The sequence below is a fragment of the Streptomyces sp. YIM 130001 genome, from assembly GCF_003574445.1.
Taxonomy (GTDB): domain Bacteria; phylum Actinomycetota; class Actinomycetes; order Streptomycetales; family Streptomycetaceae; genus Streptomyces.
Genome location: NZ_KZ984554.1, coordinates 345,257 through 371,694 on the forward strand (window position 1 = coordinate 345,257; position 26,438 = coordinate 371,694).

Sequence of the window (26,438 nt, forward strand, 5' to 3'; positions counted from 1 at the left end):
GAACGCCGACCGGAAGGCACGCCGTGCGACGCACCGTCCGAACCGTCCCCGCCCTGCTCGTCGCACTCTGCCTGTCGTCGGCCACGCTGACCGGATGCTCGCTGTTCGGTGCCGGGGCCGACGGCGCCGAGGAGTCGGTCGAGCCGCCGTCCGCGCCACGTGGCCTGACCGTGCACGCGGGCAGCGCGACCTCGGTCCACGTCATGTGGAACAAGTCACCGGGCGCCGCCGCCGTCGACCGCTACGAAATATTCCGTGGCCGGACCAAGGTCAAGTCCCTGCCCGGGAAGACATACATGGCCGACCTCAACGGCCTGCGCCCCAAGGCCACTTACAGCTTCCGCGTACGGGCCCTGGACGCCGAGGGCAATGCCTCGCAGCTGAGCCGCAAGGCGACCGTCACCATGCGTGAACCGGCCCCCGCCGACGACACCCCGCCGGCCGCGCCCTCCGGGCTGCGGGTGGCTGCGGCCGGCTCCCGGGCCGCCACGCTCACCTGGACCCCGTCGAAGGACGGCAAGGACGTCACCTCGTACGACGTCTACCAGCGGGGGGCCCGCATCCACAGTGTCCCGGGCGGGGCCACCTCGGCCCTGGTCACAGGGTTGCGACCGGGCACGGACTACATGTTCTCCGTCAAGGCGCGGGACGCGGCGGACCATTCCTCCACGGCCACCGAGGGCGTACGGCACACCACCGGGGGAGCGGGCGGCGGCAGCACCGCGGGCACGGCGCCCGCCGACTTCGAGGTGGCCACCCACGCGGAGGACGGAGCCCACCACCTGGACCTGTCCTGGGACCCGCCGCGCACCGGGGGAGAGGTCTCCGAGTACCGGATCTACCTCAACGGCCGGCAGACCACGACCCTCGCCTGGGGCGCCGACGCTCCGAAGGGCCGCGCGAAGCACAGCTTCTTCATCAGTCGCGAGTCCGGCCAGACCTACCGCGTCAAGCTCAGGGCCCGCCTCCCGGACGGCAATTGGGGCGCGTTCTCGCCGGAGCGCACGGTGACTACGGGCGAGGGCTGAGGGTCGTCCCGCCCCGGGTGTGGCATCGCTCCGGCCGGATCGGGGACGTCATGGATCTGCGGCTCACCGGGAAGACCGCCGTCGTGACGGGGGCGAGCCGAGGCATCGGCCTCGCGGCCGTCGCCGCCCTCGTCGACGAGGGTGTGAGGGTCGTGGCGGCCGCTCGCACGATCACTCCGGAACTCGAGGACACCGGCGCTTTCGCCGTCCCGCTCGACCTGGCCGAGCAGGGTGCCCCGGCCCGCCTGCCGGCTCGAGCCGACTGCGAACTCGGCGGCCTCGACATCCTGGTCGACAACGTCGGCGGAGGTGAGGGGGGGGCCGGGGGCAGACGGGCGGCTTCCTCAGCTTCACCGAGGAGCAGTGGAGTCAGTCGTGCGAGCTCAACTTCCTTGCCGCGGTGCGGACGACCCGGGCTGCTCCGCCGCATCTGGCGGACGCCCGCGGCGCGATCGTCTCCGTCTCCTCCAACGGTGCCCGGGTGCCGCACGCCGGACCCGTCCCGTACACGACGGCCAAGGCGGCTCTGACGGCCTTCGGCAAGGCGCTCGCCGAGGAGTTCGGCCCTCAAGGGGTGCGCGTCGACAGCGTCTCGCCGGGGCCGGTCCGCACCGCCCTGTGGGAAGCCGCCGACGGATACGGTGGCGAACTCGCCAAGTCTCTGGGCCTGGAGCACGATCAGCTGCTCGCCGGGCTGCCGGGCGCGATGGGCCCGGTCACGGGACGGCTGGTCGAGCCGGCCGAGGTCCCCGGCCTCGTCGCTCATCTGGCCTCGCCGCTCGCGGCGAGCATCACCGGCGCGGATTATCTGGTCGACGGAGCCTCGATCAGGACGGTATGAATCGCAGGTCCGGTCCTCGCGGATCGGACTTCCAGCCGTCGAGCACAGAAGTGGGCAGCGAGTCGTCATGCCGGAAACCGATCGCACCGGACCTCGCCCGGTCGACCACGAACTCGTCGCGGTCGCACGTCAGTTGGCGGCCACTCGCAGTCGAGGCGACAATCACACAGTGGCGGCGGCCGCGCGTGCCCGGGACGGACGGATCGCCACCGGCATGAACGTCTACCACTTCACCGGCGGGCCCTGCGCGGAGTTGGTCGCCATCGGGGCCGGCGCGGCCGAGGGTGCGTACGACCTGGTCACGATGGTCGCCGTCGGCAGTGACGGGCGCGGGGTGATACCGCCGTGCGGCCGCTGCCGCCAGGTCCTGCTCGACTACCACCCGGGTCTGGACGTCGTCGTGGCCGCCGAGGATGCGCTCATTCAGGTGCCCGTCGCCGAACTCCTTCCGTACGGCTATGTCTGGGCGGATCACCAGGAGCCGTCCCCGGGTGAACGGCAGGGCTGAGGCCCCGAGGCCCGGGAAGCCGCAATCGGGCCCTGTGTGCCCCCTTCACCCCAACTGTCCCTGAGGTCACCGGTGTTCGCCGGTGGCCTCAGGCCTGCTCGCACGGTTCACCCCTCCTGATCTGGGCATGCCAAGCATGGCCGTGCACCCCCACACCGCGGCCGATCAGGAGGAATCCGTGCGCACCGGCTCACGCCTACGTACCGTCGCGATCACTCTCGGCAGCGCGCTCGCGCTCGTCGTCGCACTGCCCGGCAGTGCCCTCGCCGATCCGCCGGGCAGCCTGCCCGGACAGGCGGACCCGCTCGAGGAGACCCACCAGCCCGCCTACGACTACGACGGGGACGGCTGCTACCCGACACCGGCCATCGCACCGGACGGCACCACCGCCCCCGGCCTCGATCCGGGCGGAGCCGTCAACGGCCAGTGCCACGACGCCTCCGACCTCGAGAACACCAACGGCTACGCACGCTCGAAGTGCAACAACGGCTGGTGCGCGGTGATGTACGCCCTCTACTTCGAGAAGGACCAGGCCGTGGCCGGCAGCGGCCTCGGCGGGCACCGGCACGACTGGGAGCACGTCGTGGTGTGGGCGCCGGAGGGCGGAGAGGCCGAGTACGTGGCCACCTCCGCGCACGGCTCGTTCAGCGTGCACGCGCGCGACGACATCCAGTGGGACGGCAGTCACCCGAAGATCGTCTACCACAAGGACGGCCTCAGCACGCACTGCTTCCGGCCTGCCACGACCGGCGACGAGCCACCCGAGAACCACGCGGGCGCCTGGCAGTTCCCGTCTCTCGTCGGCTGGGAGGGCTACCCGGACGGGCTGCGCGACAAGCTCACCGGGACCGACTTCGGCAGCGCCAACTTCGGCCTGAAGGACGCGAGTTTCGGCGATCATCTCGCGGGGGCGAAGCCCGCGGACATCCCGTTCGACCCGTACGCGTGATCACGCAGAGGTGATGCGCCCCGTGCGTGCGATGTCTGCAGGTGGCATCTCTCGCACGGGCATCCCTGTACGGGTCATCCCTGTGCTTGTGATTCCGTAAGGGTCCGGAGCAACGGGTGCCGGCTCCGCTCCGTCGACGGAGCGGAGCCGGCCGGAGCGAGAGAGTGCGAGGACCATGGCGTACGACGAACCGCAGGCGGCGCAGGGAGAGCAGTCACCGCCCGAAGGCCCGGCGGACGGAGTGGACGGACTCCCCGGCGAGCTGGTCCTCCTGACGGGTCCGCCCGGTGCGGGCAAGAGCACCGTGGCGCAGACGGTCGTCCAGGACCGGTCGCCGAGCGTGTACCTGCATGCCGACGACTTCTGGGCGTGCATCCGCAACGGCGTCATCCTCCCGTATCTGCCGGAGGCCGACCGGCAGAACAGAGTCGTGATCAACGCCCTGGTCGAGACGGCCTTCGCCTACGCGACCGGGGGCTACCGCGTGGTCCTGGACGGTGTGGTGGGCCCCTGGTTCCTCGAACCGTTCCGCGTCCGCGCGCGGGCCACCGGCATCCCGCTCCACTACGTCGTACTGCGCCCCGACGAGGCCACCACCTTGCGCCGCGGCACGAACCGGGGCCCCGACGCCCTCACCGACGTGGAACCCCTGCGCCAGATGCACGGCCAGTTCGCGGACCTCGGCCCGTACGAACCGCACGCGGTCGACACGACGAAGCACACGTCCGAGGAAACGGTCCGTACGCTCCTGCGGGCGCTCGCCGACGACACGTTCCGGCTCAGTTAGGACGTACGGCCCGTCCCTCGGGTCAGCACACCGCTTCGCCGACCGGGCGTGAACGCCCCGTCCACAGAGCGCTCTTGCGGCTCCGTCCGTCCGGCTCCCGGAGGTTATCCACAGGCCGAGCGCCCATCACCGTGCCTCACCTACGCTCCCGCCATGACGCACCGGAGCACACCACCGCGGGTGCTCCTGGCCGGTGTCATGTCGCAGATGACGGGAGACCCGCGTTGACCCTGACCGCGCCGCGTATTCGCGTAGCCGCCTACATCACGAGGCACCGCACCCTGCCCGAGCTCCTGGTCTTCGGCCATGTCGGGGTGCCGGAGGCCGGTACTCAAGTCCCCGCAGGGGGAGTGGAGTCGGGTGAGGCGTTGCAGGACGCTGTGCTGCGCGAGACCGTCGAGGAGACCGGACTGCGGACGGCCACCCTGCTCGGGCCGCTCGCCGTGGAGGACAGGCCGCACCCCGACACCGGTCTGCCCCGCCGTACCACCTTCTTCCACCTCACCGTTCCCCCGGACACTCCCGACGCCTGGCGGCACCGGGTGGCAGGAGGGGGTGAGGACGAAGGCATGCAGTTCGACTGCCGTTTCGTACCCCTCCCGCTCGACGCCCCGCTCGCCGACGACCAGGACATATGGCTGGCTCGCATCGACCCGGTGTACGGCCGCGACTGCTCGTGACGGGCCGGGATATGACACCCTGCCGCGGATCGGGGCGGCGTCTGCCGCGCGGGCTGCGGACCGGCCGAGTCAGGTCGCGGTCAGGCGGGTCGCGCCGCCTCGGGCGAGGGCGTCTTGGCATCCTGCTCCGGGCAGCCGCCGCGCTCACGGCCGCCGCGTTCACGGCCGCTCGCGCCCGGGTCGGCCCCGGCGCGACTGCGGGGTACCACCGTCGGCAGCCCGTCGTAGGGGTCCGCGAAGACATGGGCCGGGAAGCCGAAGCCTTCCAGGAGCAGTTCACTGGTGAGTGTGCCGGCGGGCGGCCCCTCGGCGATCAGGGCACCGTCCTTCATCACCATCAGGTGGTCGCTGTAGCGGGCGGCGAGGCTGAGATCGTGCAGCACCATCACGATGGTCCGGCCGGTCTCCCGGCGCAGCCGCACCACCAACTCCAGGATCTCCACACAGTGCGCCGGGTCCAGGTGCGTGGTCGGCTCGTCGAGCAGCAGAATGTCGGTCTCCTGGGCCAACGCCATGGCCACCCAGGCACGTTGACGCTGACCGCCCGACAGGTCCTCGAGAGGGCGGTCGGCCAGTTCGAGTACCCCCGTCGCCAGCATCGCGTCGGTCGCGATCCGGTCGTCCTCCTCGCTCCAGCCCCGGTACCAGGGTTGGTGCGGCTGCCGGCCGCGCGCCGCCAGATCCCTGACGGTCATGCTCTCCGGCGCCACAGGGCTCTGCGGCAGGATCGCCATCCGGCGCGCCACTTCCCGGGGCCGCAGCCCGTCGAGCGGCTCGCCCTGCAGCAGAACCTGCCCCTGGCTCGGCGCGAGCAGCCGCGCGAGCACCTTGAGGAGCGTGGACTTGCCGCACCCGTTGGACCCGATGATGGTCGTGACCTGCCCGCGCGGTATGTCCACGCTCAGATCACCGATGACGGTCTTCCTGCCGTAGCCCGCGGTGATGTGACGCGCACTCAGCGGACTGTCGCTCGCCGGCGTCGGGTCCACCCGAGCCGCCTTGTCGTGGGGGCATGCGTCTTCAGGCACTTTCTCTCCGGCGTTGGCGTTGCAGGACGAAAGGAGGTACGGCGCCCCGACGGCAGCCGTGGCGACGCCGACCGGCAGCTCCACCGGCAGGTGCTGGACGCCCAGATCCGCGCCCAGTACGAGCAGGGCACCGGTCAGCCCGGCCGCGATCGGCGGAGGCCCCGGTGTTCCGAAGGCCCGCATCGCGACCTGCGGCGCGGCGAAGGCGACGAACGGCACCGGACCGGCCACCGCGGTGGCCCCCGCCACCAGGACGACGGCGACCACCAGACTCACCACGGACGTACGCCCTGCCGACGTGCCGAGCGCCGCCGACATATCTCGGCCCAACCGCAGCGCACCCAGATCACGGGCCAGCGCCACACACACCACGGCGCCGACGATCACCAACGGCACCAGGGCGGCCGTACCGACCAGACGCGTTCCGTTCAGTGAGCCGGTGAGCCAGCGGGTCGCCACCTGCGCCTGATCCAGGTCGGCGCGCGTCAGTAGCCAGGAAACGCCTGCCAGCGCAAGGGAGTTGATGCTCAGCCCCACCAGGATCAGCCGCATGCCGTCGAACCCGGACCGCCAGGACAGAGCGAGGATCACGAGCGTGGTGACCAGCCCGCCGACCACGGCGGCCGGAGCGAGCGCCGCCCCCGCGCCCTCGTCGCTGACCCGGTCGGCCAGCGAGGGTACGGCCACGAGCAGTACGGCGAAGAAGCCCGCACCCGCGGTGACTCCGAGGATGTCGGGACTGGCGATCGGATTGCGCGTCACCGACTGGGTGAGCGCTCCGGCACAGCCGAGGGCGAAGCCGACGAGCACACCGGCCAGGGTGCGCCCGAGCCGGTGGTCGAGGACGACGAGTTCCTCGAGCCGGTCGCCCGCCCCGCCGAGTGTGGCGAGCACCCGGTCGGGCGCCACCGCGTAACTCCCGGTGAACAGGCCGGTCAGGACGAGCGCCACCAGCGCCGTACTCACCACGACCGTCGCGGCCACCGTACGGCGCCGCAGCCGGAAGCCGACCCGACCGAACTGAACACCCGCCCGAGGCGGGCGAGTCGAGCGCCCGCCGCCGTTCCGCGGAGGGGACGTGTCCACGCCGGCGCCCAGGCGCTCCGCCGAGCCCCCGTCGAAGCCTCCATCGAACGCGGACTCGCCGCCGGCGACACTGTCGGTCACCGACACCCGGGCCTGATCAACTGCCCCCGTGCGCCGGTCCCCCGTCACAGCGCCACCAGCTTCCGGCGGCGGCTCACGGCGAGCAGGACCGGGGCGCCGACCACGGCCATGGTGATTCCGGCGGCCAGTTCGCCGGGCGGCGCGACCACCCGGCCCGCGGTGTCCGCGAGCAACAGCACGGTCGCCCCGGCCAGTCCGGACAACGGCACCAGCCAGCGCTGGTCGTAGCGCGCGAACACCCGCGCCGCGTGCGGCGCGACCAGACCGAGGAACGCCACCGGACCGCACACCGCGGTCGCCGGACCGGCGAGCAACGTCACCGCCGCGATCCCGGTGATCCGGCTGCGGCGCACCCGGGTGCCGAGGGAGCGCGCCACGTCGTCGCCGAGACCGAGCGAGTTGAGCGAGAAGGAGTTGAGTACGGCAAGCAGCGCGCCGAGCGCGAGCAGCGGCCAGACCAGGCCCACCATCGCGTAGTCCCGGTCGGACAGCGCACCGACCTGCCAGAAGCGCATGACGTCCAGCGTGCGCTTGTCGAGCAGTACCAGAGCGGTCGTCAGAGCGGACAGCATCGCGCTCAGCGCGGTGGCCGCCACCGCGAGCGACACCAGCGCGCCCCGGCTGCTCCCGCCCCGCAGCCCGGCCAGTGAGACCACACCTGCCGCAAGCGCGGCACCGATCAGCGCGGCAAGCACGACAGCGGGCGACGAGGCGACCCCGAAGCCGTACACCAGACAACTCACCGCGAAAGCCGCACCCGCGTTCACCCCGAACAGGCCAGGATCGGCAAGGGGATTGCGGGTGTGCCCCTGCATCAGGGCCCCCGCCATGCCGAGTGCCAGACCCACGCCCAGGCCGAGCAGCGTGCGCGGCAGTCGCTGGGTCGTGATGACCGTCGCCTCGGGAGAATCCGCGTGCTGGAACACGGCGGCGAAGACGTCGGCCAAGGGGATCGAATTGCTGCCGAAGGCCAGGCTGACCAGCACGGCACCACCCGCGGCGACCGTGAACGCGCCGGTGATCAAAGGGAGCCGCACCACTGGGCTCGACCGTTGGCTTTTCACATTGGTTAGCCTAACCTAAGTGCGAAAAGCGGCTCGGTGGTGCCCCGGTGAACTCGGTCCATCGGTCGCGCCCGTCATCGGATTCGCACGCCCCGACGCGTACGCGGACGGGCCGAGGAACGAGACGTGTGCGGACGAACGGCCCGCGCTCGGTGAACGAGGAGAGAACATGACGCGCTTCGCGCGCCGGATGCGCACGGCCCTCGCAGGTTTCGCCGTCCTTGCCCTCGCGGCCACGGCAGGTTGCGCGGGAGGTGACACCGACACCGCGGCCAAGAGCAGCGGGGACGGCGCCACCCGCACGATCAAGAACACCCTCAACGGCGACGTCAAGGACGTACCCACCAAGCCCAAGCGGGTCCTGGCCCTGTGGCGCACCGGCTCCGAACTGGCCGACCTCGGCGTACGCCCGGTGGCGTCCCTCGAAGGCGAGTTCCTCGAGACCGAGTTGGGCGCGGACACCTTCAAGAAGTTCAAGAACATCCCGACCGTCGGCAGCTTCGAGGGCGTAGACGTCGAGAAGGCGCTCAACGCCAAGCCCGACCTGATCGTCGGAATGGACAACGGCGGCCTCGAGATCGACTACGACGAACTCTCCGACATCGCCCCGACGGTCATCTTCAAGATCGCCGAACCCACCGACGTCTGGGACAACTACCCCAAGATCGCCGACACCGTGGGCCAGGCCACCCGCTACAAGGAGCGCAACGCCGGGCTCGACAAGAAGCTCGCCGCCGTCGCGAAGCAGCACGGCGCCAAGACGAAGAGCGCCAAGGCCGTCTCCATCAACACCACCGGCAATCAACTCTTCATCGACACCAGCAAGTCGCTGACCTGGCGCCGCATCGACGCCGCCGGCTTCGGCTACCTCGACCGATACGCCAAGAACCCGAAGCGCTACGTCGAGGAGACCTCCCGCGAGAAACTCCCCGACCTGGCCGGCGCGGACGTCATCTTCTACGAGACCGACCTGAACGGGACGATCGAACCGGGCGCCAAGTCCCTCATCGAATCGGCCTCGTTCAAGCGACTGCCTGCCGCCGAGGCCGGCCACGTCTACCCCGTCGCCTCCGGCACCATCTACACCTTCCCCGGCGGCGACGCACAGGCCAAGGACCTGGCCGCAGCGGCGAAGGACTACGCCGGGACCAGCTGACCGGACGCCGCCCGCCGCGCCGCCGACGGCGCGACGAGCCGCACCCGTTCCGGGCCCCGGCCCGCTACCACCACGCACGCGCGCCGGGCACCCCCGGTCGGAAGGGAAGCCTCCATGGCAGGCCGTCGCCACCAGCCGTTCCCCATCTGTATAAGGGAGTTGGAAGTCCTCGAGGTCTTCAACGTCACCCCGCTGATGCGCCGTGTCGTCCTGACCGGGGAGCAGCTCGGAGCCTTCCGGAACAACGGGATCGACGTCGGGCCCTTCCACACCGACAACGCCGACGACCACGTGAAGCTGGTCATCCCGGGCGACGATCCCGACTTCCCCGGCATGCCCCAGCAGGTCGACGGCACCCTCGACTGGCCCGCGGGCGGCCTCGCCTACGCCCGCGACTACACCCCGCGCTACTTCGACGCGGAGGCCGGCCGCCTCGAGCTCGACTTCGTACGGCACTCGGGCGGACTCGCCGCCGGCTGGGCCGAAGACGTCACGCCAGGTGAGCGCGTCCACGTCGCCGGACCGCGCGGCACCACCGTGCTCCCCGACGGCATCGACTGGTACTTCCTCGTCGGCGACGAGACCGCGCTGCCCGCCATCGCCCGCCGCATCGAGGAACTGCCGCCCGGCACACCGGTCACCGCCGTCATCTCCGTCCCCCGGGCGTCCGAGGAACAGACCTTCCGGCACGCCACCGATCTCGACATCACCTGGGTGCACAGCGACCGGTCGGGACCGGACGACCTGATGCGCGCCGTAGAGGCGGCACCGTGGCGGGACGGCCAGGTCTACGCCTGGGCGGCGGGCGAGGCCAACATGCTCCGGCCGTTGCGCCGTTGGTTCTCCGCGACCAAGCAGGTGCCCCGCGACTACACCGACATCGCCGGGTACTGGCGGGCCGGCCAGACCCAGATGGAGGTGAGCCTGCAGCGCAACCGCATCCGGCACATGGCCGACCTCGGCACCCCCTACGTCCTGCGCGCGGCCGTCTCCCTCGACATCGCCGAGCTGGTCTCCGAGGGCCACCGCACGGTCGAGGCACTGGCCAACGCCACCGGAGCGGACGTACGGGGACTGCGCCGGCTCGTACGGCTGCTCGCGCACGACGAACTCGGCGTGCTCACCCGGGCCGAGGACGGCACCCTCGGCCTCGGCCCGGCGGGACCCGTACTCCAGGAGCCGGCCTTCCACGAACGCCTCGACCACCGCGGCGGATACTCCCGGATCGACGACGGCTGGCCCGGCCTGCTGCACGCCCTGCGCACCGGCGAGTCCGGATTCCAGCACGTCAAGGGCCGTTCGTTCTGGGAGGAGTTGGGCTCGGACGACGAACTCGGCCGCACCTTCGACCAGGCCCTGTCCGGCTGGACGAACGACTGGGCGCCGCCCGTCGCCAAGCAACTCGATCTCACCGACGAGCACGTCGTCGATGTCGGCGGCGGCACCGGAGTGCTCCTCGCCGAGATCCTGGAGCAGGCGCCGGACACCCGCGGCACCCTGATCGAACTGCCGACCACCGCAGAACGCGGAGTCGCCCAGTTCGCCGCCCGCGGCCTGGCCGACCGGGCCCGCGTCGTCCCGCAGAGCTTCTTCGAGCAACTCCCGGACGACGGCGACGTCTATCTGATCTCCCAGGTACTGCACGACTGGCCCGACGCCGAGTCCACCGCCATCCTGCGCCGGGCCGCGGAGGCAGCGGGCGCGGGTACGGTCGCCCTGCTCGAACGCCTCGCCAAGGACAGCGACGACGACCACGAAATGATCTTCGACCTGCAGATGTACGCCCTCTTCGGCAGCGGCGAACGCTCCCAGGCCGAGTACACCGCCCTCGCCGCCGAGGCCGGACTAGTCCCGACCGCCGCCCACCGCATCCACGAGGACCTGCACCTCCTGCTGTACCGCAACGCGTAGCACTCCAGCCCCGACAGCCCGCGCCCGGCTCCGAGTTACGGAGCCGGGCGCGGCTTTCCCCCGTGCCGCTACCTCAGTAGCGGGAGCTCTCGCACTTGTTGCTCTTCGGCAGATCGGCCTTCTCGTCACCCTTGAAGTAGATGGCGCTGGCCCAGCCGAGCTTGGTGTCGCCCGCCCACACCATGATCCAGATGTCGTTGGTGTAGCCGTCCGACTTCACCGTCTGGTAGTGCCCCCAGCACACCGTGGTGTACGTCTTGCCGGCCTTGAGCGTGGCGACCTTCTTGCTGCCGGTGTCCGGCAGGTCACGCACATTGACGTTGTCCCACACCGTGCGGCGGTGGTGCTCACGGCCCTTCGCATCGGCCCCGCCCGCCATACCGACGACCGCGCCCGCACCGCCGGCCTCCTTGGCCTGTGCGAGATCACTGCCCGCCGCGGACCTCGCGGAGGCGGAGATCGGCGCTGCGTCCTCCTCGGCGGTGGCCGCATAGGCCCCGACACCGCCACCCGCCACCAGCGCCGCGGCAGCGGCCGCAATCACGATGCGCTTCTGGATCTTCTTCACGATGATTCCCCCGAATCGTGTGTCTCCCCGTATACCGACGACTCCCGCCGCCGACACCCCCGACCATGCCCAACCCCCGCCCCCCACACCACCGTTCCCCGACCCCGGTAACACCCCCACAACACCCCGAAACCCGAACCGGACATTCCCCACCCGGTGGTCACGCCCCTGAGACGTGAACGGGATCGGCGGGCACGGCCGCTCTACGGACCGGGGGAGTGGGCCACGGAACAGTCGATGATCCTCCCGTCCACGGTGCCGATCAGCAGTCGTCCCGGCCCGGTGAGTACGAGCGACAGCGGAACCACGGGGTGGCCGCCGAGCTCCAGCCGCTGCCGCCACCGAACAGTCCCGTCCGAACCACGCAGGGCCACAAGTTCGCCGGAGTTGAGAGTGACGTAGACGGTGTCCTCGTCCCCGTCCAGGGCAGTGACCGGGGAGTCGGCGGTGAAGACCCAGCGCGCGGCGCCGTCCCCGAGGCTCCGCCGCACGACGAAGGCGGTGCCGGGCCGCAGGACGGCGCCCTCGAACACCGTCCCCGCGTGAACCAGGTCCTGGCTCTCCCCGGCACCGACCTCGACGCCCGGTCCGCCGAAGAGGTGTGCGTGCCCGGTTTCCCAATCGTGGGGGAACAGGGGCCGGACTCGAGGCTCGCCATCCGTGCCGGCCGGATCAACGGCAACCACCCACTTGTCCCGCCACGGCGTCTCCCCCGTGCCCTGGAGGAAGAGCAGGAAGCTGCTGCGGCGGATCGGGAAGGAGTGGTTGAAGAGGTCGAATTTCCCCAGCGGCACTCGCGCCTCCGGGACTTCGCCCGCAGGACGTACCAACGCTGTCGCTGCCTGCTGGTACCGGTCCGTGGAGCGCGAGCGCAACGCCAGCCAGCCGTCGTCGCGCGTGGCGAGTACGGCGGAAGCTCCGAGACGTAGGGTGTCGAGCACCCTTCCGTCCGTGAGGGATACCCGGGCGACGAGCGGGGGCGCGGTCACCCACTCCCTTCCCGCTTGGCGTACCTGCCACCGCTCCACGTTGACCCAGGCATCCAACTCACCGGCGCGCACAACGAGTTGTCGTCCGCCTTCGTCGTCGGGGACCCGCCACTCGAGACGGCCGTCGGGCGACCACAGCTCGGCAAGTACTTCGTCGAGGCATGCCAACACCCGCCCGTCCTTGAGGACGTGGACGTCCCACACCCGCCGCCGCGGCTTCCATGACGGTTCCCGGGCCAAGGCGGCAAGCGACTCGACGATCCGGTCGGTCGCCTCCCGGGACTCCTTGCGCCGCTCGAACTCGACCCACCGGCCCGTCAGTTCCTCCTGCGGAACCGATCCGCGGGGGACGTCACTCCAGTCGCGCTGTCGGAGCGTCACGGCGAACCCGTGCGTATGCGCCTCGTCGAGTCCGTCGTCGTCCGGCGGAGCCACCACGACCTGCAGCGCCTGCTCGCCCGCCCACTCCACGTGCAGCACCTCGCGTGGCCCCCGTATCACCGAGGTGGACCGCCCCGACCCGAGGTCGATGATCAACAGCTCACCTTCGAAGGCGTAACCACCGTCGTACGACCCGGTCCCGACGGCCACGACCGGCAACGTCGGATGAAAGGCGACGCGATGCACGGGCCAGTGGGACTCCACTACCCACCGGCACCGCAGGTCTGCCGTGCCATACAGGCCCACTCGGTAAGGCAGCCACCGGCCCTCGGCGGTACCGCACCCGGACCACTGCAGGTGGCCCAGGTCGCCGCCGACGACGACGAGTCCCCGCTCTGCGTCGATCGCCACGGCCGAGGGCGTGCCGACCTCGGCGAACGCCTGATCCCCGAATACGCGGCGGACGGACAACGGACCGGACATGGCGACGCCCCCCCCAGAAGGTGCTGGACAATCCTCGCACCCGCCCCGCCCGGTACAGAGCGAGGGCCGCCATCCCCGGACAGGGATGACGGCCCTCGCCGTCGCACAGGGAGTCGGGCCGGCAGAGCCCGACGCCGAGCTTTAGATGTCGAAGTAGAGCTCGAACTCGTGCGGGTGCGGGCGGAGTTGGATCGGGGCGATTTCGGTCGTGCGCTTGTAGTCGATCCAGGTCTCGATGAGGTCGGAGGTGAAGACGCCGCCGGCCTGCAGGTACTCGTTGTCGGCCTCGAGCGCGTCGAGGACCGCCGGGAGCGAGGTCGGGACCTGCTGGACGCCCGCGTGCTCCTCGGGGGCGAGCTCGTAGAGGTCCTTGTCGATCGGCTCGGCCGGCTCGATCTTGTTCCGGACGCCGTCGAGGCCCGCCATCAGCAGTGCCGAGAAGGCGAGGTACGGGTTCGAGGACGGGTCCGGCGCGCGGAACTCGACGCGCTTGGCCTTCGGGTTGGAGCCCGTGATCGGGATACGCATGGCCGCGGAGCGGTTGCGCTGCGAGTAGACCATGTTGACCGGCGCCTCGAAGCCCGGGACCAGGCGGTGGTACGAGTTCACCGTCGGGTTGGTGAAGGCGAGCAGCGACGGGGCGTGCTTGAGGATGCCGCCGATGTAGTAGCGGGCGGTGTCCGAGAGGCCCGCGTAGCCCTGCTCGTCGTAGAAGAGCGGGTTGCCGCCGGACCACAGCGACTGGTGGACGTGCATGCCCGAGCCGTTGTCACCGAAGATCGGCTTCGGCATGAAGGTCGCGGTCTTGTTGTTGCGCCAGGCGACGTTCTTCACGATGTACTTGAAGAGCATCAGGTCGTCGGCCGCGGCGAGCAGCGTGTTGAACTTGTAGTTGATCTCGGCCTGGCCGGCGGTGCCCACCTCGTGGTGCTGGCGCTCGACCTGCAGGCCCTGGGCGTCCAGCTCGAGGGAGATCTCGGCGCGCAGGTCGGCGAAGTGGTCGACCGGCGGGGCCGGGAAGTAGCCGCCCTTGTAGCGGACCTTGTAGCCGCGGTTGTTCTCGACCGCGCCGGTGTTCCAGGCGCCGGCCTCGGAGTCGATCTCGTAGAACGACTTGTTGGCGGACGTCTCGAAGCGCACCGAGTCGAAGACGTAGAACTCGGCCTCGGGACCGAAGTACGCGGTGTCCGCGATACCGGTCGACGCGAGGTAGGCCTCGGCCTTCTTGGCCACGTTCCGCGGGTCACGGCTGTACTGCTCGCCGGTGATCGGGTCGTGGATGAAGAAGTTGATGTTGACGGTCTTGTCACGGCGGAAGGGGTCGACGCGGGCCGTCGTCAGGTCCGCGCGCAGCGCCATGTCCGACTCGTGGATGGCCTGGAATCCGCGGATCGAAGAGCCGTCGAAGGCGAGCTCCTCGGTCGGGTCGAACACCGACGCGGGCACCGTGAAGTGCTGCATCACACCCGGGAGGTCGCAGAACCGGACGTCGACGAACTTCACATCCTCATCTGCGATGAACTTCTTGGCATCGTCGGCGTTCTGGAACATCCAGCTCCTCCTACTCCCGGCCCGGTCCCGAACCGGGGATGTCTCGCTCGAGGCGCGGCCAGTGCGGTGGCGCACGCTGGGCCCGACCTTAGGGACGGGGGATTTCTCAAGCATGACCCATTTGTTTCGCCGAAGTTAACCGGCGCGAGCGTGAGCGGCATCTCAGAGCCCGTACGGTCCTGCGTCGCGGGCGGCATTCCCGTACCCCGCCGGGCCTGCGGCGCAGTGCGGCGCAGTACCGTGGTCGGGTGGACAACAGGAAAGCAATCGGATCGTGGCTCTCCGGCCCGCGGCAGGCGGCCGAGGACATGGGAGCCGACTTCGGTTACCGCGGCGAGCAGCTCGGTCTGCCCAAGGAGGGGCCCGGCTCGATCGCCCCGCTCGGGCGGCGCTTCGGCGCGATCGCGGTGGACTGGGCGCTGTGCATGCTCATCGCATACGGCCTCTTCGCCCGGGGTGACCAGCAGGCCATGGGGAACTGGGCACTGGGCGTCTTCTTCGTACTGGCCGTGCTCACGGTCGGGACCGTCGGATTCACGCCGGGCAAGCGGCTGCTCGGGCTCCGTGTCGTGGCGGAGGACGGTGGGCGCCTGGGCATCGGGCGGGTGCTGGTGCGCAGCGTGCTGCTGTGTCTCGCCATTCCGGCGTTGATCTGGGACCGCGATACGAGGGGCCTGCACGACCGCTTGGCGCGGGCGGTCCAGGTACGGAGCTGAGCAAGCCCGGTCCGGCTCGGCCGGACGGCTTCGGGGCTACGGAGCCGCGCGCTCCGGCTCCTCCCGGGACCCGGCCCGGGCCGCGGCCGCCGGCATGACCCGCGACGAACGAACGGGGCGCCCAGGACCACCAGGTCCCGGGCGCCCCGTTCGCGTGGAGATTCGCGTGGAGATTCGCGTGGAGAACGGACGTCGGAAGACGTCACCGCATCTTCGGACCGCCCCCGCGCGGCGTCCGCATGCCCTTGGGCATCGGGCCCTTCGGCAGCGGCATGTTCGACATCAGGTCGCCCATCGCGCGCAGACGGTCGTTGGTCGTGGTGACCTGCGGGCCGGTCAGGACCCGAGGGAGCTTCAGAAGCTTGGTGCGGAGCTTGGTGAGCGGGACCTGGTCCTCGCCGTTGCCGATGATGAAGTCCGTGACCGGGACGTCGGTGACGATCCGCGCCATCTTCTTCTTCTCGGCGGCGAGCAGGGTCTTGAGGCGGTTCGGATTGCCTTCGCCGATCAGGACGATGCCGGCCTTGCCGACCGTGCGGTGCACCACGTCCTGGTTGCGGTTCATCGCCACGGCCGGGGTCGTAGACCAGCCTCGCTTCATGTTGTCGAGCACCGCCGCCGCAGCTCCCGGCTGGCCTTCCATCTGCCCGAACGCGGCCTTCTCGGCACGGCGGCCGAACACGATCGCCATCGCGAGGAAGGCCAGGATGAAGCCCAGGATCCCCAGATAGACCGGGTAACCGATCAGAAGGCCGATGCCGAGGAAGACACCGAAGGTGACGATGCCCACCGCTGCGATGATCAAGCCGATCTTGGAATCGGCCTTGCGGGTCATCTTGTACGTGAGGGCGATCTGCTTGAGTCGCCCTGGGTTCGCAGTACTCGCTGCGTTGTCCTTCCTCGCCATAACTGGAAGTTTACGTGCCCCGGGGGCTGGTCACGACGCGCGGGTGGAGCTGATCACCCACCGTGTGCGCAGGGCGACAGCGAGGCATGCCCGTGCCGTCTCGCCGGCGGGCCGGGGCGTACGCCTGTGTGACCTCACGCAGGGCGAACGGCTACGACGTACGGCCGGGCACGGTCGAGGCGTCGAGTACGCGCTGGGCCTCCACCCGGTCCTTGGCCCGACGGCGGTCCTCCAGTACGGAGGTCCAGGCGTTGCGGCGGGCCGTGCGCTGGCCGCTGCTCATGAGCAGTGACTCGACGGCGCGCAGTGCGCCGGTGACGGACGGAACGGCGGTGGCGCGGGTGGCGGTCGGCAGTGCTTCGTCGACGGGCGCGGCCTGCATGGCGTGGATCCCCCTCTGAGCGGCGGGCGGCGTGGATTGCGGTACGTGGCGTAAGGAGAGCGTCACAGACTGGTGTTACCAGGGCGTGTCCGACCGGTCAAACACCGATGAAGGGCCGATGTGGGGCCGTGGAGAGACGACGCGGCCCGCACGGGTGCCCCCACCTGCGGGGACCGTACGGGCCGCGCCTTCCGAGCCGTTACCGGCCGGTAGCGTCTTGTGCGCGAGTTCACACAGTCGAGGTGTGCTGCCGTCGCACCGTCAGGTCACACAGCCTGCCGTGCGGAGAAGTCGGCGTCCTGGGTGACGACGCCGTTGCGGCGGTCCATGGCCATGCCGAACAGCCGGCCCGCGCGGTACGAGGAGCGGACCAGCGGCCCGGACATCACGCCGGAGAAACCGATCTGCTCGGCTTCCTCCTTGAGCTCCACGAACTCGTGCGGCTTGACCCAGCGCTCGACCGGGTGGTGGCGCACGGAGGGGCGCAGGTACTGGGTGATGGTGATCAGCTCGCAGCCCGCGTCGTGCAGCTGCTGCAGCGCCTCACTGACCTCCTCGCGGGTCTCGCCCATGCCGAGGATCAGGTTCGACTTGGTGACCAGGCCGTCGTTACGGGCCTCGGTGATCACCTTGAGGGAGCGCTCGTACCGGAAGCCGGGGCGGATGCGCTTGAAGATCCGCGGCACCGTCTCCACGTTGTGCGCGAGGACCTCGGGGCGCGAGGAGAAGACCTCGGCCAGCTGGTCCGGCTCCGCGTTGAAGTCGGGGATGAGCAGCTCGACCTTGGTGTGGCCGGACTCGCGCTCGGCGGTCATCGCGTGGATCTGGCGGACCGTCTCCGCGTACAGCCAGGCGCCGCCGTCCTCCAGGTCGTCGCGGGCGACGCCGGTGATGGTCGCGTAGTTGAGGTCCATCGTGACGACGGACTCACCGACGCGGCGCGGCTCGTCGCGGTCCAGGGGCTCGGGCTTGCCGGTGTCGATCTGGCAGAAGTCGCAGCGCCGGGTGCACTGGTCGCCGCCGATGAGGAAGGTCGCCTCGCGGTCCTCCCAGCATTCGTAGATGTTGGGACAGCCGGCCTCCTGGCACACCGTGTGCAGGCCCTCGCTCTTCACGAGTTTCTGCATCTTCGTGTACTCGGGACCCATCTTCGCGCGGGTCTTGATCCACTCGGGCTTGCGCTCGATGGGCGTCTGACTGTTCCGGACCTCCAGGCGCAGCATCTTGCGTCCGTCGGGTGCGACAGCGGTCACGTCCGGCACTCCCCTTTGCTATCGCGGCATTCGAATCGTCGGCGCCCACCAGGGTACGCCCGTCGTTTGTACGGTCTTACGCCCGGCCGACCAGGTGGCTCTGGGCGTGGACGGCGGGGCCGCCCGTACCGGCAACCTCCCGGTGGCGGGCGGCATTCCCCGGCCGGACCGCGTCGGCGGTGGCAGGGGAGGGGCCGGTCGGGACGGTCATGCGGTCGCGGGCGAGCCGGCGGCGGCCGTCGCGCCCTCGCCGACCGGGCGCGGCAGCGGCTCGGCCTCGTCCAGGACGGCGCGCAGGTGCTTCTCGACGACCGGCAGTACCTCGTCGATCGTGACGTCACGGCCGAGTTCGGCGGCGATCGACGCGACCCCCGCGTCGCGGATGCCGCACGGCACGATCCGGTCGAACCAGGTGTTGTCCGGGTTCACGTTCAGTGAGAAGCCGTGCATCGTGACGCCCTTGGCGACCCGGATCCCGATCGCGGCGAGCTTGCGGTCCTCGCGGCGCTGGCCGGCGTTCGACGGTGCGTACTCCGGGCCGTTGAGCCTCGGGTCGAACTCGTCGTCGCCGATGCGCGGATCGATGTCGAGGGCGAGTCCGCCGAGGCGCTGTTCGACAGGGTCACCGAGCACCCAGACTCCGCTGCGGCCCTCGATGCGGGTGGTCTCCAGGCCGAACTCGGCGCAGGCGCGGATCAGCGCCTCCTCGAGCCGGCGCACGTGCGCCACCACGTCGACCGGACGCGGCAGCTTGAGGATCGGGTAGCCGATGAGCTGGCCGGGGCCGTGCCAGGTGATCTTTCCGCCGCGGTCCACGTCGATGACCGGAGTGCCGTCGAGCGGGCGCTCGCTGTCCTCGGTTCTGCGTCCGGCCGTGTAGACCGGCGGATGTTCGAGGAGCAGGCAGGTGTCCGGGATCTCGTCCGCGAAACGTGCCGCGTGCACCCGCCGCTGTTCGTCCCACGCCTGTTGGTACTCGACTGCGTCCGGACCGAAGCCAAGACGTACGAACCGCAGCTCATTCACGGCACGTGCCTCCTTGAAACGTTCACCGTGCACCTTGTGCGCCCCGGCCACTGTACGACCCGGGCGACACGGTCAGCCCGCCGCCCAATCCTCACACGATCGGATGAATGCGGGGCGAAGGTGGCGATGCGGGCCGCGCGGCTCGTTACATTCACGCCGTTCATGAGGGCTGCCGACCGGCCCGGAAGGCAGGAGACCGCACAGCTGATGACGGAACGACCCCCGCAGCGCACGCCCAACCGCCAGCTTGCCGCGCTGATCGCCGAGGCAGGTTTCTCGAACGCAGGGCTGGCCCGCAGGGTCGACCAGTTGGGGCTCGAACACGGCCTCGATCTGCGCTACGACAAGACCTCGGTGACCCGCTGGCTGCGCGGACAACAACCGAGAGGCACCACGCCCGCACTCATCGCGGAGGTGTTCACCCGTCGGCTCGGCCGTCGGCTCGGCGCCCAGGATCTCGGGCTCGACGCCTGCGCCCCGGTGTACGCGGGGCTCGAGTTCGCCGCCTCGCCCGACGAGGCGATCGACATCGTCAGCGGCCTGTGGCGCAAGGACTCCGGCAGCCACGCCGAGTTGCGGAAGATCGCCTTCACCCCCGCGGGACTCGTGGTGCCGAGCCGGGACTGGCTGATCGGCCGCGCGGACGAGCGGGTCGGGCGCGGGGAGCCGGGCGGGGACGGACCGACTGGTTCCGGAGCCCGGGTGCCCGCGCAGGGCCGCTCTCTGGTGCCCCGGCAGCGCAAGGACACCGAGCGCGCGCCGGGACAGCGTGTGACGTCCGGCGACATCGCGGCCCTGCGCTCGGTCGGCGAACTCTTCCGGGCCCTCGATCACGCCTACGGAGGCGGCCACGCACGCCAGGCGCTGGTGCGCTATCTGGAGCACGAGACGGAGCCGATGCTGCGCGGCGTCTACAGCGAGCCGGCCGGCCGGCGGCTCTTCGCCGCAGCCGCGGACCTCACCAGGCTCGCCGGCTGGACCTCGTACGACATCGCCGCGCACGGGCTCGCGCAGCGGTACTTCGTGCAGGCGCTGCGGCTCTCGCAGGCCGCCGCCGACCGGGCGTACGGCAGCTATGTGCTGGTGACGATGAGCCGGCAGGCGGTCTACCTCGGGCACGGCAGGGAAGCGGTGCAGCTGGCCCGGGTCGCGCAGCAGGGCGTCGGGGCTTCGGCGCCGCCCGTGGTGCAGGCGCTGCTGCATGCGGTGGAGGCCCGGGCGCACGGCGTGCTCGGCGAGGTGCGGGCCTGTACGGCCTCCGTGGTCAGGGCCGAGCGGGCGATGGCCGCGGCCCGGCCGGGTGACGAAGTGCCGTACTGGGCGCGGTACTTCGACGAGGGGCAGCTGGCGGACGAGTTCGCGCACTGTCATCGGGATCTGTTGCAGTACCGGGCCGCGGCGCAGCACGCGGAGCGCTCGCTGCAGTTGCGGGCGCCCGCGTTCGCGCGGTCACGGGTGTTCTGCCGGGTGGTGCTCGCCACCGCCCGTCTTGGGCTCGGCGAGCTCGACCAGGCGTGTGTGCTCGGCGCGGAGGCTGCCCAGCAGGCCTCGGAGATGCGTTCGGCGCGCGCCACGGAGTACGTGCGGGACTTCGAGCGCCGGCTCGAGCCGTATCGCGACGCGAGCCCGGTGCGGGGCTACCGGGACCGGGTCGCGGCCCTGGGGTGAGGCCCGCCGTCTCCTCGTGCGGGACGCGCCTCATCGAACGCGGAGCGGGCCGGGGCACGGCAACCGGCTGTCGCCGTACCGGGTCCTGGCCGCCGGTCTGTGAACCGCGCGCATCACGGTCGCCGCGGTGCCCGGCGAGCTGGAGGCGGAAGGGTGGCTGACCGCCCCGCCAGGGGTCGGGCAACCGGGGCGCCGTCCGGCGGGCGTCGCACACGGCTCCGCACGAGTCGTTCCGCGGGCGCCGCAGGGGCGCCGAGCTGCGAGAGGCGCTTGCCGAGTGTCCGGCCCGCGTCCGCGGCGCGCGGACCCGTACCGAACGCAGCGTGATCTGCGCGGAGTTCGCACGGGGACGGTGGTCAGGCCGCGGTGGTGGCCGACGGCGCCGCTGCCTGTACGCCCAGGTCGGTGAGGACGGACCGGGCGGCACGGGCGCCCGAGTACAGCGTGCCCTGGACGGTGCTGGTGTCGCGGTGGTCGCCGCAGACGTACAGGCCCGACAGCACGCGCACCGGACGGCGCAGGTCGTGCGGGGGAGGCATCGCGGGGACGGCCTCCGGGTCGTGGTGGACGGCGAGCAGTTCCCAGCCGGCCGTCGACGTGCCGTAGAGGCGGGCGAGTTGGGCGCGTACCTCGGTCTCGGCCGGGGGCGGGCCGTGCACCACCGAGGTGACCAGGGCACGGCCCGCGGGTGTCCTCGACGGGTCGACCTCGCTCATCACGGCCGTGTGCGCGACGGGGCCGCGACGCTCGGCGTCCAGGACCAGGGCGGGTTCGGCCAGGGGGCGTTCCGGCGCGGTGTGGTGGAGGACGGTCACGGGGTGGAACGCCGGCATCCGGAGTCCCGGCAGCAGTTCGGCGGCCTGCCGTGCGCCCGTCGCGAGCAGGACGGAGCGGCAGCGGATCTCCCCGTGTCCGGCGGTGCGTACCGCGGACGCCGAGACCTCCACGGCCTTCACGCCGGTGCGGACGGTGCCGGACGGCAGTGCGGCCGCCAAGGTGGTGGGCAGGGTCGCGGCCCCGCCCACCGGCACGCAGAGCCGCCCGCGGGCGAACCCGCGCAGGACCAGGTCGGCCACCCGGCTCGAGGTGCCGAGTCCCGGGTCGGCGAGCAGCGCGGCGAGCAAGGGGCGCAGGAATCCGTCGACCGCCCGCTGCGGCATCCGGCCGCACGCCGAGGCGGCCAGCGCTTCCGCGGCGGTGAGTTCGGGCCGTGCGAGGAGCCTCGGTACGTCGGTGGCGGCGAGCCGGCCGAGCGCGCGGCCGAGTCGGGCCTGGTCGAGCGGACTGGCCATCAGCGGACGGCCGCGGGAACCGGATCCGGGGAGCCGGTGAGTACGGGGAGCGCTCGCCAGGGCGCGTGCAGCCGTAAGTGCGCCCCTTGCGCTCCGTCCGGCCGCCGACGAGCCGGACTGCGGTTCTCCCGCCCGGTGCAGTCGGCCCTCGCTGTGCACGAGTACCCCTGGGGCGAAGGTCCGCAGTGGCAGTGCGTCGAGCCCCGGCGTGCGCCGGAGCTCCGGGTACGAGGTGGACAGCAGTGGGCCGATCCGGTCGAGCCGGAACCCGTCGACCACCTCCGTGGACATCCGCCCCCCGATGGCGGGTGCGGCCTCCAGCACCGCCGTGGTCACCCCGGCCGCGTGCAGCCGGTGTGCGGCGGACAGGCCGGCGATGCCGGCCCCCACGATGACGACGTCCACTTGCTCCGCGGGCTCACGCACGTGCCCCTCCCCGAGGTCGCTCGCCTTTGTCGCTCGCCTGTGGAGGGGTCATGCCCCCAACAAGCTCCGGGAATACCCGAGTTGGGCCCGAGCGTAGGAGCAGTTCCGGTCAGGGGCAGTCGCGCACCGACCGGGCACCGTCGCACAGCGGTCGCACACGGTCGGGGCAAGCGGCGCGACGCCAACGGCAACGGCACCGATCGCGTGAGTCAGGTCGCAGCCGCGCCGGCCGCAGCTCCCACCGCGTCGTCGATCGTCGGGAACGCGAACCGGAAACCGGACTCGGTGAGCCGAGTGGGCAACACCCGCTGGCTGCACAGCACATCGCCCGCCATCTCGCCAAGTACCAGGCGCAGCGCGGGAGTCGGTGCGGGAAACAGTGTCGGGCGGTGCAGTACGCGGCCCATCGCGGCCGTCACCTCACGGTTCGTCACCGGATGCGGAGCGGTCAGATTGACCGGACCCGACAGCTCTTCGGTGGCGATCAGGTGGCGCAGGGCCGCCACCTCGTCATGCAGCGCGATGAAACTCCAGTACTGCCTGCCGTCCCCGAGCCGCCCGCCCAGACCGGCCTTGAACAGCGGGAACATCCGGCCCCAGGCGCCGCCCTTGCGGGCCACCACCAGACCGGATCGGGCGAAGACCGTGCGCACCCCCGCCTCGACCGCGGCGCCCGCCGCCTCCTCCCACTCCACGCACAGCTGCGGCAGGAAGCCGTCGCCGGCGGGCGCGCTCTCGTCGACCGCCCGGCCGCCCGTGTCGCCGTAGTACCCCACCGCGCTGGCGTTCACGAAGACGTCAGGGGGTACGTCGAGTGCGGCGACGGCCTCCGCGAGGGTGGCCGTACCGAGCACCCGGCTGTCCCGGAGCTCCCGCTTGTACGCGTCGGTCCAGCGGTGATCGCCGACCCCGGCCGCGGCCAGGTTCACCACGGCGTCACAGCCGGGCAGCGCCGTCGGGTCGACGTACTGGCGATGGGGGTCCCACTCGGCCTCGCCCGGTGCGCTCGGGGCGCGGCGCACCAGGGTCACCACCTCGTGCCCGTCCGCGACGAGCGAGCGCACGAGGTTCCTGCCGATGAGTCCGGACGAGCCGGTGACCGCGATCCGCATGGCTCCATCCTGCCCGCTGCGGAGCCGGCACGGGAACCGGAGGCGCCGCCGGACCGCTCCGGGCGCGGATCTACAGTGGCCCGCATGTCCGAGGCATTCATACGCTCGGCCCGGTGGAGCGACGCGGACGCCCTCGGGCGGCTCGACCGCGCCACCTGGTCCACTGTGCACGCCGTGCAGCCGAAGCCCGCGCCGTCCGCGCCGTTCTTCGACGCGACGCACGACCCCGGCCAGTTCCTGGTGGCCGAGGCGCACGGGGATGTCGTGGGCTACATCCGTCTCTGCCGCTCCCTGCCCGTCCGGGCCAACGCCCATGTGCTGCAGATACAGGGCTTCGCGGTCGCCGAGGCCGCTCGCGGCCGCGGCACCGGCCGGGCGCTGGTCCGGGCCGCCTGCGCCGCTGCCCGGGACCGAGGTGCACGCCGCCTGACGCTGCGCGTGCTCGGCCACAACGTGGCCGCCCGCGCGCTGTACGCCTCCGAGGGCTTCGCGGTCGAGGGCGTACTGCCGGGGGAGTTCCTGCTCGACGGGAAGTACGTCGACGACGTCCTGATGGGGCGCGCGATCTGATGGGCCGCGCGATCGGGCCGGACGCCGGGGCCTGAGCCGGGCGGGTGTGCGCCGCGGATGCCTGGGTGGCGGCCCGCGGGACGGAGCGCCGGCGGGCTCCGCGTGGGCGGCCCGGGGTGCGGCACGGCCCTTCGAGCCGCAGTGTTCTCTGTATGCTCCCCTGGAAGGTGACGCGCCGGGACGGCACTCCGGACGAGGACCTCCACGCCGGTCTGCGGGGCGCACCACCCATCCACTCGGTGCGCCGAGCCCTGCCCGTCCTGCTGATCCTGACCGCGCTGCTGCGGATCTTCTTCCATCTGGACACCGAGTTCGCGCTGACGCTCGCGGCCACCCCGCCGGTCGCCGCACTGTCCTACGGGCCGCTCGCGACCGCCGGCTTCGGTGCCGTCGCGATCCTCCTCTTCGAGTTGCCCCTGCTCCAGTGGGACACCCCGGGCACCGGTGATTTCGGCTCGCTGCTCTTCGTGGTGCTGCTCAGCGTCGCGGTGTCCTGGGTGCGCAAGCGCCGCGAGGACAAGCTCTTCAGCATCCGGACCGTCGCCGAGTCCGCCCAGCTCGCCGTACTCACACCGCTGGCGGAACGGGTGGGCGAGGTGCGGTGCTCGGGGCTCTACCGGGCGGCCGCCCGTGACAGCCGGGTCGGCGGCGACCTCTTCGACGTACGCGACGGGCCCTACGGAGTGCGGGCCGTCGTCGGCGATGTGCAGGGCCACGGGCTCGCGGCGGTGGGCACCGTGGCCGCGCTGCTCGGGGCGTTCCGCGAATCCGTGCTCGACGATCCGGATCTGGAGCGGGTGGCCGCCCGCCTCGACCGGCGCATGGTCATCGACTCCGAGGGCGTCGAGCACGCGGAACTGTTCGCCACCGCACTCCTGATGGAGTTCCCGCCCGGCTCGTCGGTGGTACGGCTGCTGTCCTGCGGGCATCCGGCACCGCTGATGCTGCGGGACGGGCGGCTCGTCGAACCGGCGGTGCAGTCCAGCCCGCCGCTCGGACTCGGCCTGTCCCTCGACGGGATCGGCGCGCCGGTCGTACGCACGGTCGAGCTGGAGGCCGGGGACGTGCTGGTCGCGTTCAGCGACGGCGTCACCGAGGCGCGGGACGCCTCCGGCGCGTACTACCCGCTGGAGGAACGGCTGCCCGCGCTCGGGGTCACCGACCCGGATCGCCTTGCCGAGGCGGTCTGGCAGGACCTCAGGCGCTTCGTACGCCGGATCGAGGACGACCTGCAGCTCCTCGTCCTGGCCCCGGATCTCCAGGCGCGGGCCGAGGCGGGCCGGACCCAGGCGGGCCGGACCGGCGGGCCGAGCGCTGAGGACGGCGGCAGCAGACCACCGCGTGCCTAGAGCCTGTCGTGCGGATCCGTGTCATGGGGATCCGCGCGGGGCCGCGGCGCCGGCACAGTACCCGCCCCGGCGCCGCAGGTGGTGACGGCAGGGACCGTTGCTGTATGCCTCGTCCGCGGCAAGGCTGCCGGGCCCGCCGCGCGTCCTGCCCGCGGTCGTGCGCAGGACGCGGATCTTCTCCGGCACCGCTTCGAACCGGGTGCAGTCCGCCCGCTGTCCGCCAGTCGGTACCAGGGACAGTGGGCGGCAGTGCCCGTCTGCGCTCAGGTGGAGTTTGCTGGTGAAGCCGCCCCGCGAGCGACCCAGGCCCTCACCTCCTGCACCACCTCCACCAGCCGGCCGTCCAGGCTCTGCCAGGATGCTTCGCCCTGGTATTCGGCCTGTTCGACCCCCTCTTGAGGACGCCGGCGGCGGATCGGTACGAGCGCCGGCGGCATGCTGCTGCGCACGCACGATGGTGGAGTCGACCGCACTGTCATCCCGATCGATGTCACCCGCCGCGGTGGCCGCGGCCTGGACCTGCCGCAACAGGCGTTCCCGCGTCCCGTCCGCCGGACATCGCCCATGGCGTTCGTCGACGGTCTGCCACGGTCCGAACCGCTCCGGAAGATCACGCCGGTGCTCGCCGGTGCTCGCCGGTGCTCGC

Annotated in this window: 22 protein-coding genes and 1 pseudogene; 12 read left to right on the forward strand and 11 right to left on the reverse strand. The window is 71.5% G+C overall.

The features are described from left to right. Positions 1–23: 23 nt before the first annotated feature. The 6 genes and pseudogenes from DSC45_RS15285 (at position 24) to DSC45_RS15310 (ending at position 4,793) form a co-directional block, all read left to right on the forward strand. Positions 24–1,028: a fibronectin type III domain-containing protein gene (locus DSC45_RS15285; protein WP_240434644.1), complete on the forward strand. Its 1,005-nt coding sequence runs from the start codon at positions 24–26 to the stop codon at positions 1,026–1,028. A gap of 50 nt (positions 1,029–1,078) precedes the next feature. Further along, positions 1,079–1,869: pseudogene (locus tag DSC45_RS15290) on the forward strand (SDR family NAD(P)-dependent oxidoreductase). Positions 1,870–1,936: 67 nt separating this feature from the next. After that, positions 1,937–2,377: a cytidine/deoxycytidylate deaminase family protein gene (locus DSC45_RS15295; RefSeq protein WP_119291119.1), complete on the forward strand. Its 441-nt coding sequence runs from the start codon at positions 1,937–1,939 to the stop codon at positions 2,375–2,377. 178 nt (positions 2,378–2,555) lie between these two features. Further along, positions 2,556–3,326: an NPP1 family protein gene (locus DSC45_RS15300; protein ID WP_119291271.1), complete on the forward strand. Its 771-nt coding sequence runs from the start codon at positions 2,556–2,558 to the stop codon at positions 3,324–3,326. Positions 3,327–3,501: 175 nt separating this feature from the next. Further along, positions 3,502–4,113 carry an AAA family ATPase gene (locus DSC45_RS15305; RefSeq protein ID WP_119291121.1) on the forward strand — a complete coding sequence of 204 codons (612 nt, stop codon included), beginning with the start codon at positions 3,502–3,504 and terminating at the stop codon, positions 4,111–4,113. A 230-nt stretch (positions 4,114–4,343) separates the two neighbouring features. Next, positions 4,344–4,793 carry an NUDIX hydrolase gene (locus DSC45_RS15310; RefSeq protein ID WP_119291273.1) on the forward strand — a complete coding sequence of 150 codons (450 nt, stop codon included), beginning with the start codon at positions 4,344–4,346 and terminating at the stop codon, positions 4,791–4,793. An 80-nt stretch (positions 4,794–4,873) separates the two neighbouring features. Here the strand turns inward: DSC45_RS15310 and DSC45_RS36105 are convergent, their stop codons facing one another. Next, positions 4,874–6,988, reverse strand: coding sequence for an iron chelate uptake ABC transporter family permease subunit (locus DSC45_RS36105; RefSeq protein WP_205571331.1), 2,115 nt, complete (start codon positions 6,986–6,988; stop codon positions 4,874–4,876). Positions 6,989–7,032: 44 nt separating this feature from the next. After that, entirely contained in the window at positions 7,033–8,052 is a 1,020-nt protein-coding gene (locus DSC45_RS15325) for a FecCD family ABC transporter permease (protein ID WP_240434645.1), read from the reverse strand. Positions 8,053–8,221: 169 nt separating this feature from the next. Between DSC45_RS15325 and DSC45_RS15330 the strand changes: the two genes are divergently transcribed. Further along, positions 8,222–9,208, forward strand: a complete 987-nt coding sequence (locus DSC45_RS15330; RefSeq protein ID WP_205571332.1) for an ABC transporter substrate-binding protein — start codon at positions 8,222–8,224, stop codon at positions 9,206–9,208. Positions 9,209–9,322: 114 nt separating this feature from the next. Further along, positions 9,323–11,119 (forward strand): siderophore-interacting protein, encoded by a 1,797-nt coding sequence (locus DSC45_RS15335; protein ID WP_119291125.1) that lies wholly within the window; start codon positions 9,323–9,325, stop codon positions 11,117–11,119. 73 nt (positions 11,120–11,192) lie between these two features. On the opposite strand, the gene DSC45_RS15340 is transcribed toward DSC45_RS15335, so the two are convergent. The 3 genes from DSC45_RS15340 to glnA form a co-directional block, all read right to left on the reverse strand. Beyond that, entirely contained in the window at positions 11,193–11,687 is a 495-nt protein-coding gene (locus DSC45_RS15340) for an SH3 domain-containing protein (RefSeq protein WP_119291127.1), read from the reverse strand. Positions 11,688–11,890: 203 nt separating this feature from the next. Then, a complete protein-coding gene (locus DSC45_RS15345; RefSeq protein WP_162929232.1) occupies positions 11,891–13,267 on the reverse strand; it encodes a PQQ-binding-like beta-propeller repeat protein in 1,377 nt (458 codons plus the stop codon). A 414-nt stretch (positions 13,268–13,681) separates the two neighbouring features. Continuing rightward, entirely contained in the window at positions 13,682–15,091 is a 1,410-nt protein-coding gene (glnA, locus tag DSC45_RS15350) for a type I glutamate--ammonia ligase (RefSeq protein WP_119291131.1), read from the reverse strand. Between the two features lie 248 nt (positions 15,092–15,339). On the opposite strand from glnA, the gene DSC45_RS15355 reads away from it, so the two are divergent. Beyond that, a complete protein-coding gene (locus DSC45_RS15355; protein WP_119291133.1) occupies positions 15,340–15,807 on the forward strand; it encodes an RDD family protein in 468 nt (155 codons plus the stop codon). Positions 15,808–16,009: 202 nt separating this feature from the next. On the opposite strand, the gene DSC45_RS15360 is transcribed toward DSC45_RS15355, so the two are convergent. The 4 genes from DSC45_RS15360 to lipB form a co-directional block, all read right to left on the reverse strand. After that, positions 16,010–16,714, reverse strand: coding sequence for a DUF4191 domain-containing protein (locus tag DSC45_RS15360; RefSeq protein WP_119291135.1), 705 nt, complete (start codon positions 16,712–16,714; stop codon positions 16,010–16,012). A 151-nt stretch (positions 16,715–16,865) separates the two neighbouring features. Continuing rightward, positions 16,866–17,096, reverse strand: coding sequence for an SCO2195 family GlnR-regulated protein (locus DSC45_RS15365; RefSeq protein ID WP_119291137.1), 231 nt, complete (start codon positions 17,094–17,096; stop codon positions 16,866–16,868). Between the two features lie 266 nt (positions 17,097–17,362). Further along, positions 17,363–18,349 carry a lipoyl synthase gene (gene lipA / locus DSC45_RS15370; protein ID WP_119291279.1) on the reverse strand — a complete coding sequence of 329 codons (987 nt, stop codon included), beginning with the start codon at positions 18,347–18,349 and terminating at the stop codon, positions 17,363–17,365. A 207-nt stretch (positions 18,350–18,556) separates the two neighbouring features. Then, positions 18,557–19,375 (reverse strand): lipoyl(octanoyl) transferase LipB, encoded by an 819-nt coding sequence (gene lipB / locus DSC45_RS15375; protein ID WP_119291281.1) that lies wholly within the window; start codon positions 19,373–19,375, stop codon positions 18,557–18,559. A 207-nt stretch (positions 19,376–19,582) separates the two neighbouring features. Here lipB and DSC45_RS15380 point away from each other — a divergent pair, with 207 nt between their 5' ends. Continuing rightward, entirely contained in the window at positions 19,583–21,043 is a 1,461-nt protein-coding gene (locus DSC45_RS15380) for an NsdA family TPR-like regulatory protein (protein WP_119291138.1), read from the forward strand. Between the two features lie 356 nt (positions 21,044–21,399). Here DSC45_RS15380 and DSC45_RS15385 read toward each other — a convergent pair whose 3' ends face one another. Together DSC45_RS15385 and DSC45_RS15390 are read right to left on the reverse strand one after the other, a co-directional pair. Then, positions 21,400–22,761: an NAD(P)/FAD-dependent oxidoreductase gene (locus tag DSC45_RS15385; protein WP_119291140.1), complete on the reverse strand. Its 1,362-nt coding sequence runs from the start codon at positions 22,759–22,761 to the stop codon at positions 21,400–21,402. Between the two features lie 209 nt (positions 22,762–22,970). Beyond that, positions 22,971–23,873, reverse strand: a complete 903-nt coding sequence (locus DSC45_RS15390; RefSeq protein WP_119291142.1) for a TIGR01777 family oxidoreductase — start codon at positions 23,871–23,873, stop codon at positions 22,971–22,973. 84 nt (positions 23,874–23,957) lie between these two features. On the opposite strand from DSC45_RS15390, the gene DSC45_RS15395 reads away from it, so the two are divergent. Then, positions 23,958–24,443 carry a GNAT family N-acetyltransferase gene (locus DSC45_RS15395; protein ID WP_119291143.1) on the forward strand — a complete coding sequence of 162 codons (486 nt, stop codon included), beginning with the start codon at positions 23,958–23,960 and terminating at the stop codon, positions 24,441–24,443. Positions 24,444–24,595: 152 nt separating this feature from the next. Then, entirely contained in the window at positions 24,596–25,792 is a 1,197-nt protein-coding gene (locus DSC45_RS15400; protein WP_119291145.1) for a PP2C family protein-serine/threonine phosphatase, read from the forward strand. The last annotated feature ends 646 nt before the right edge of the window (positions 25,793–26,438 follow it).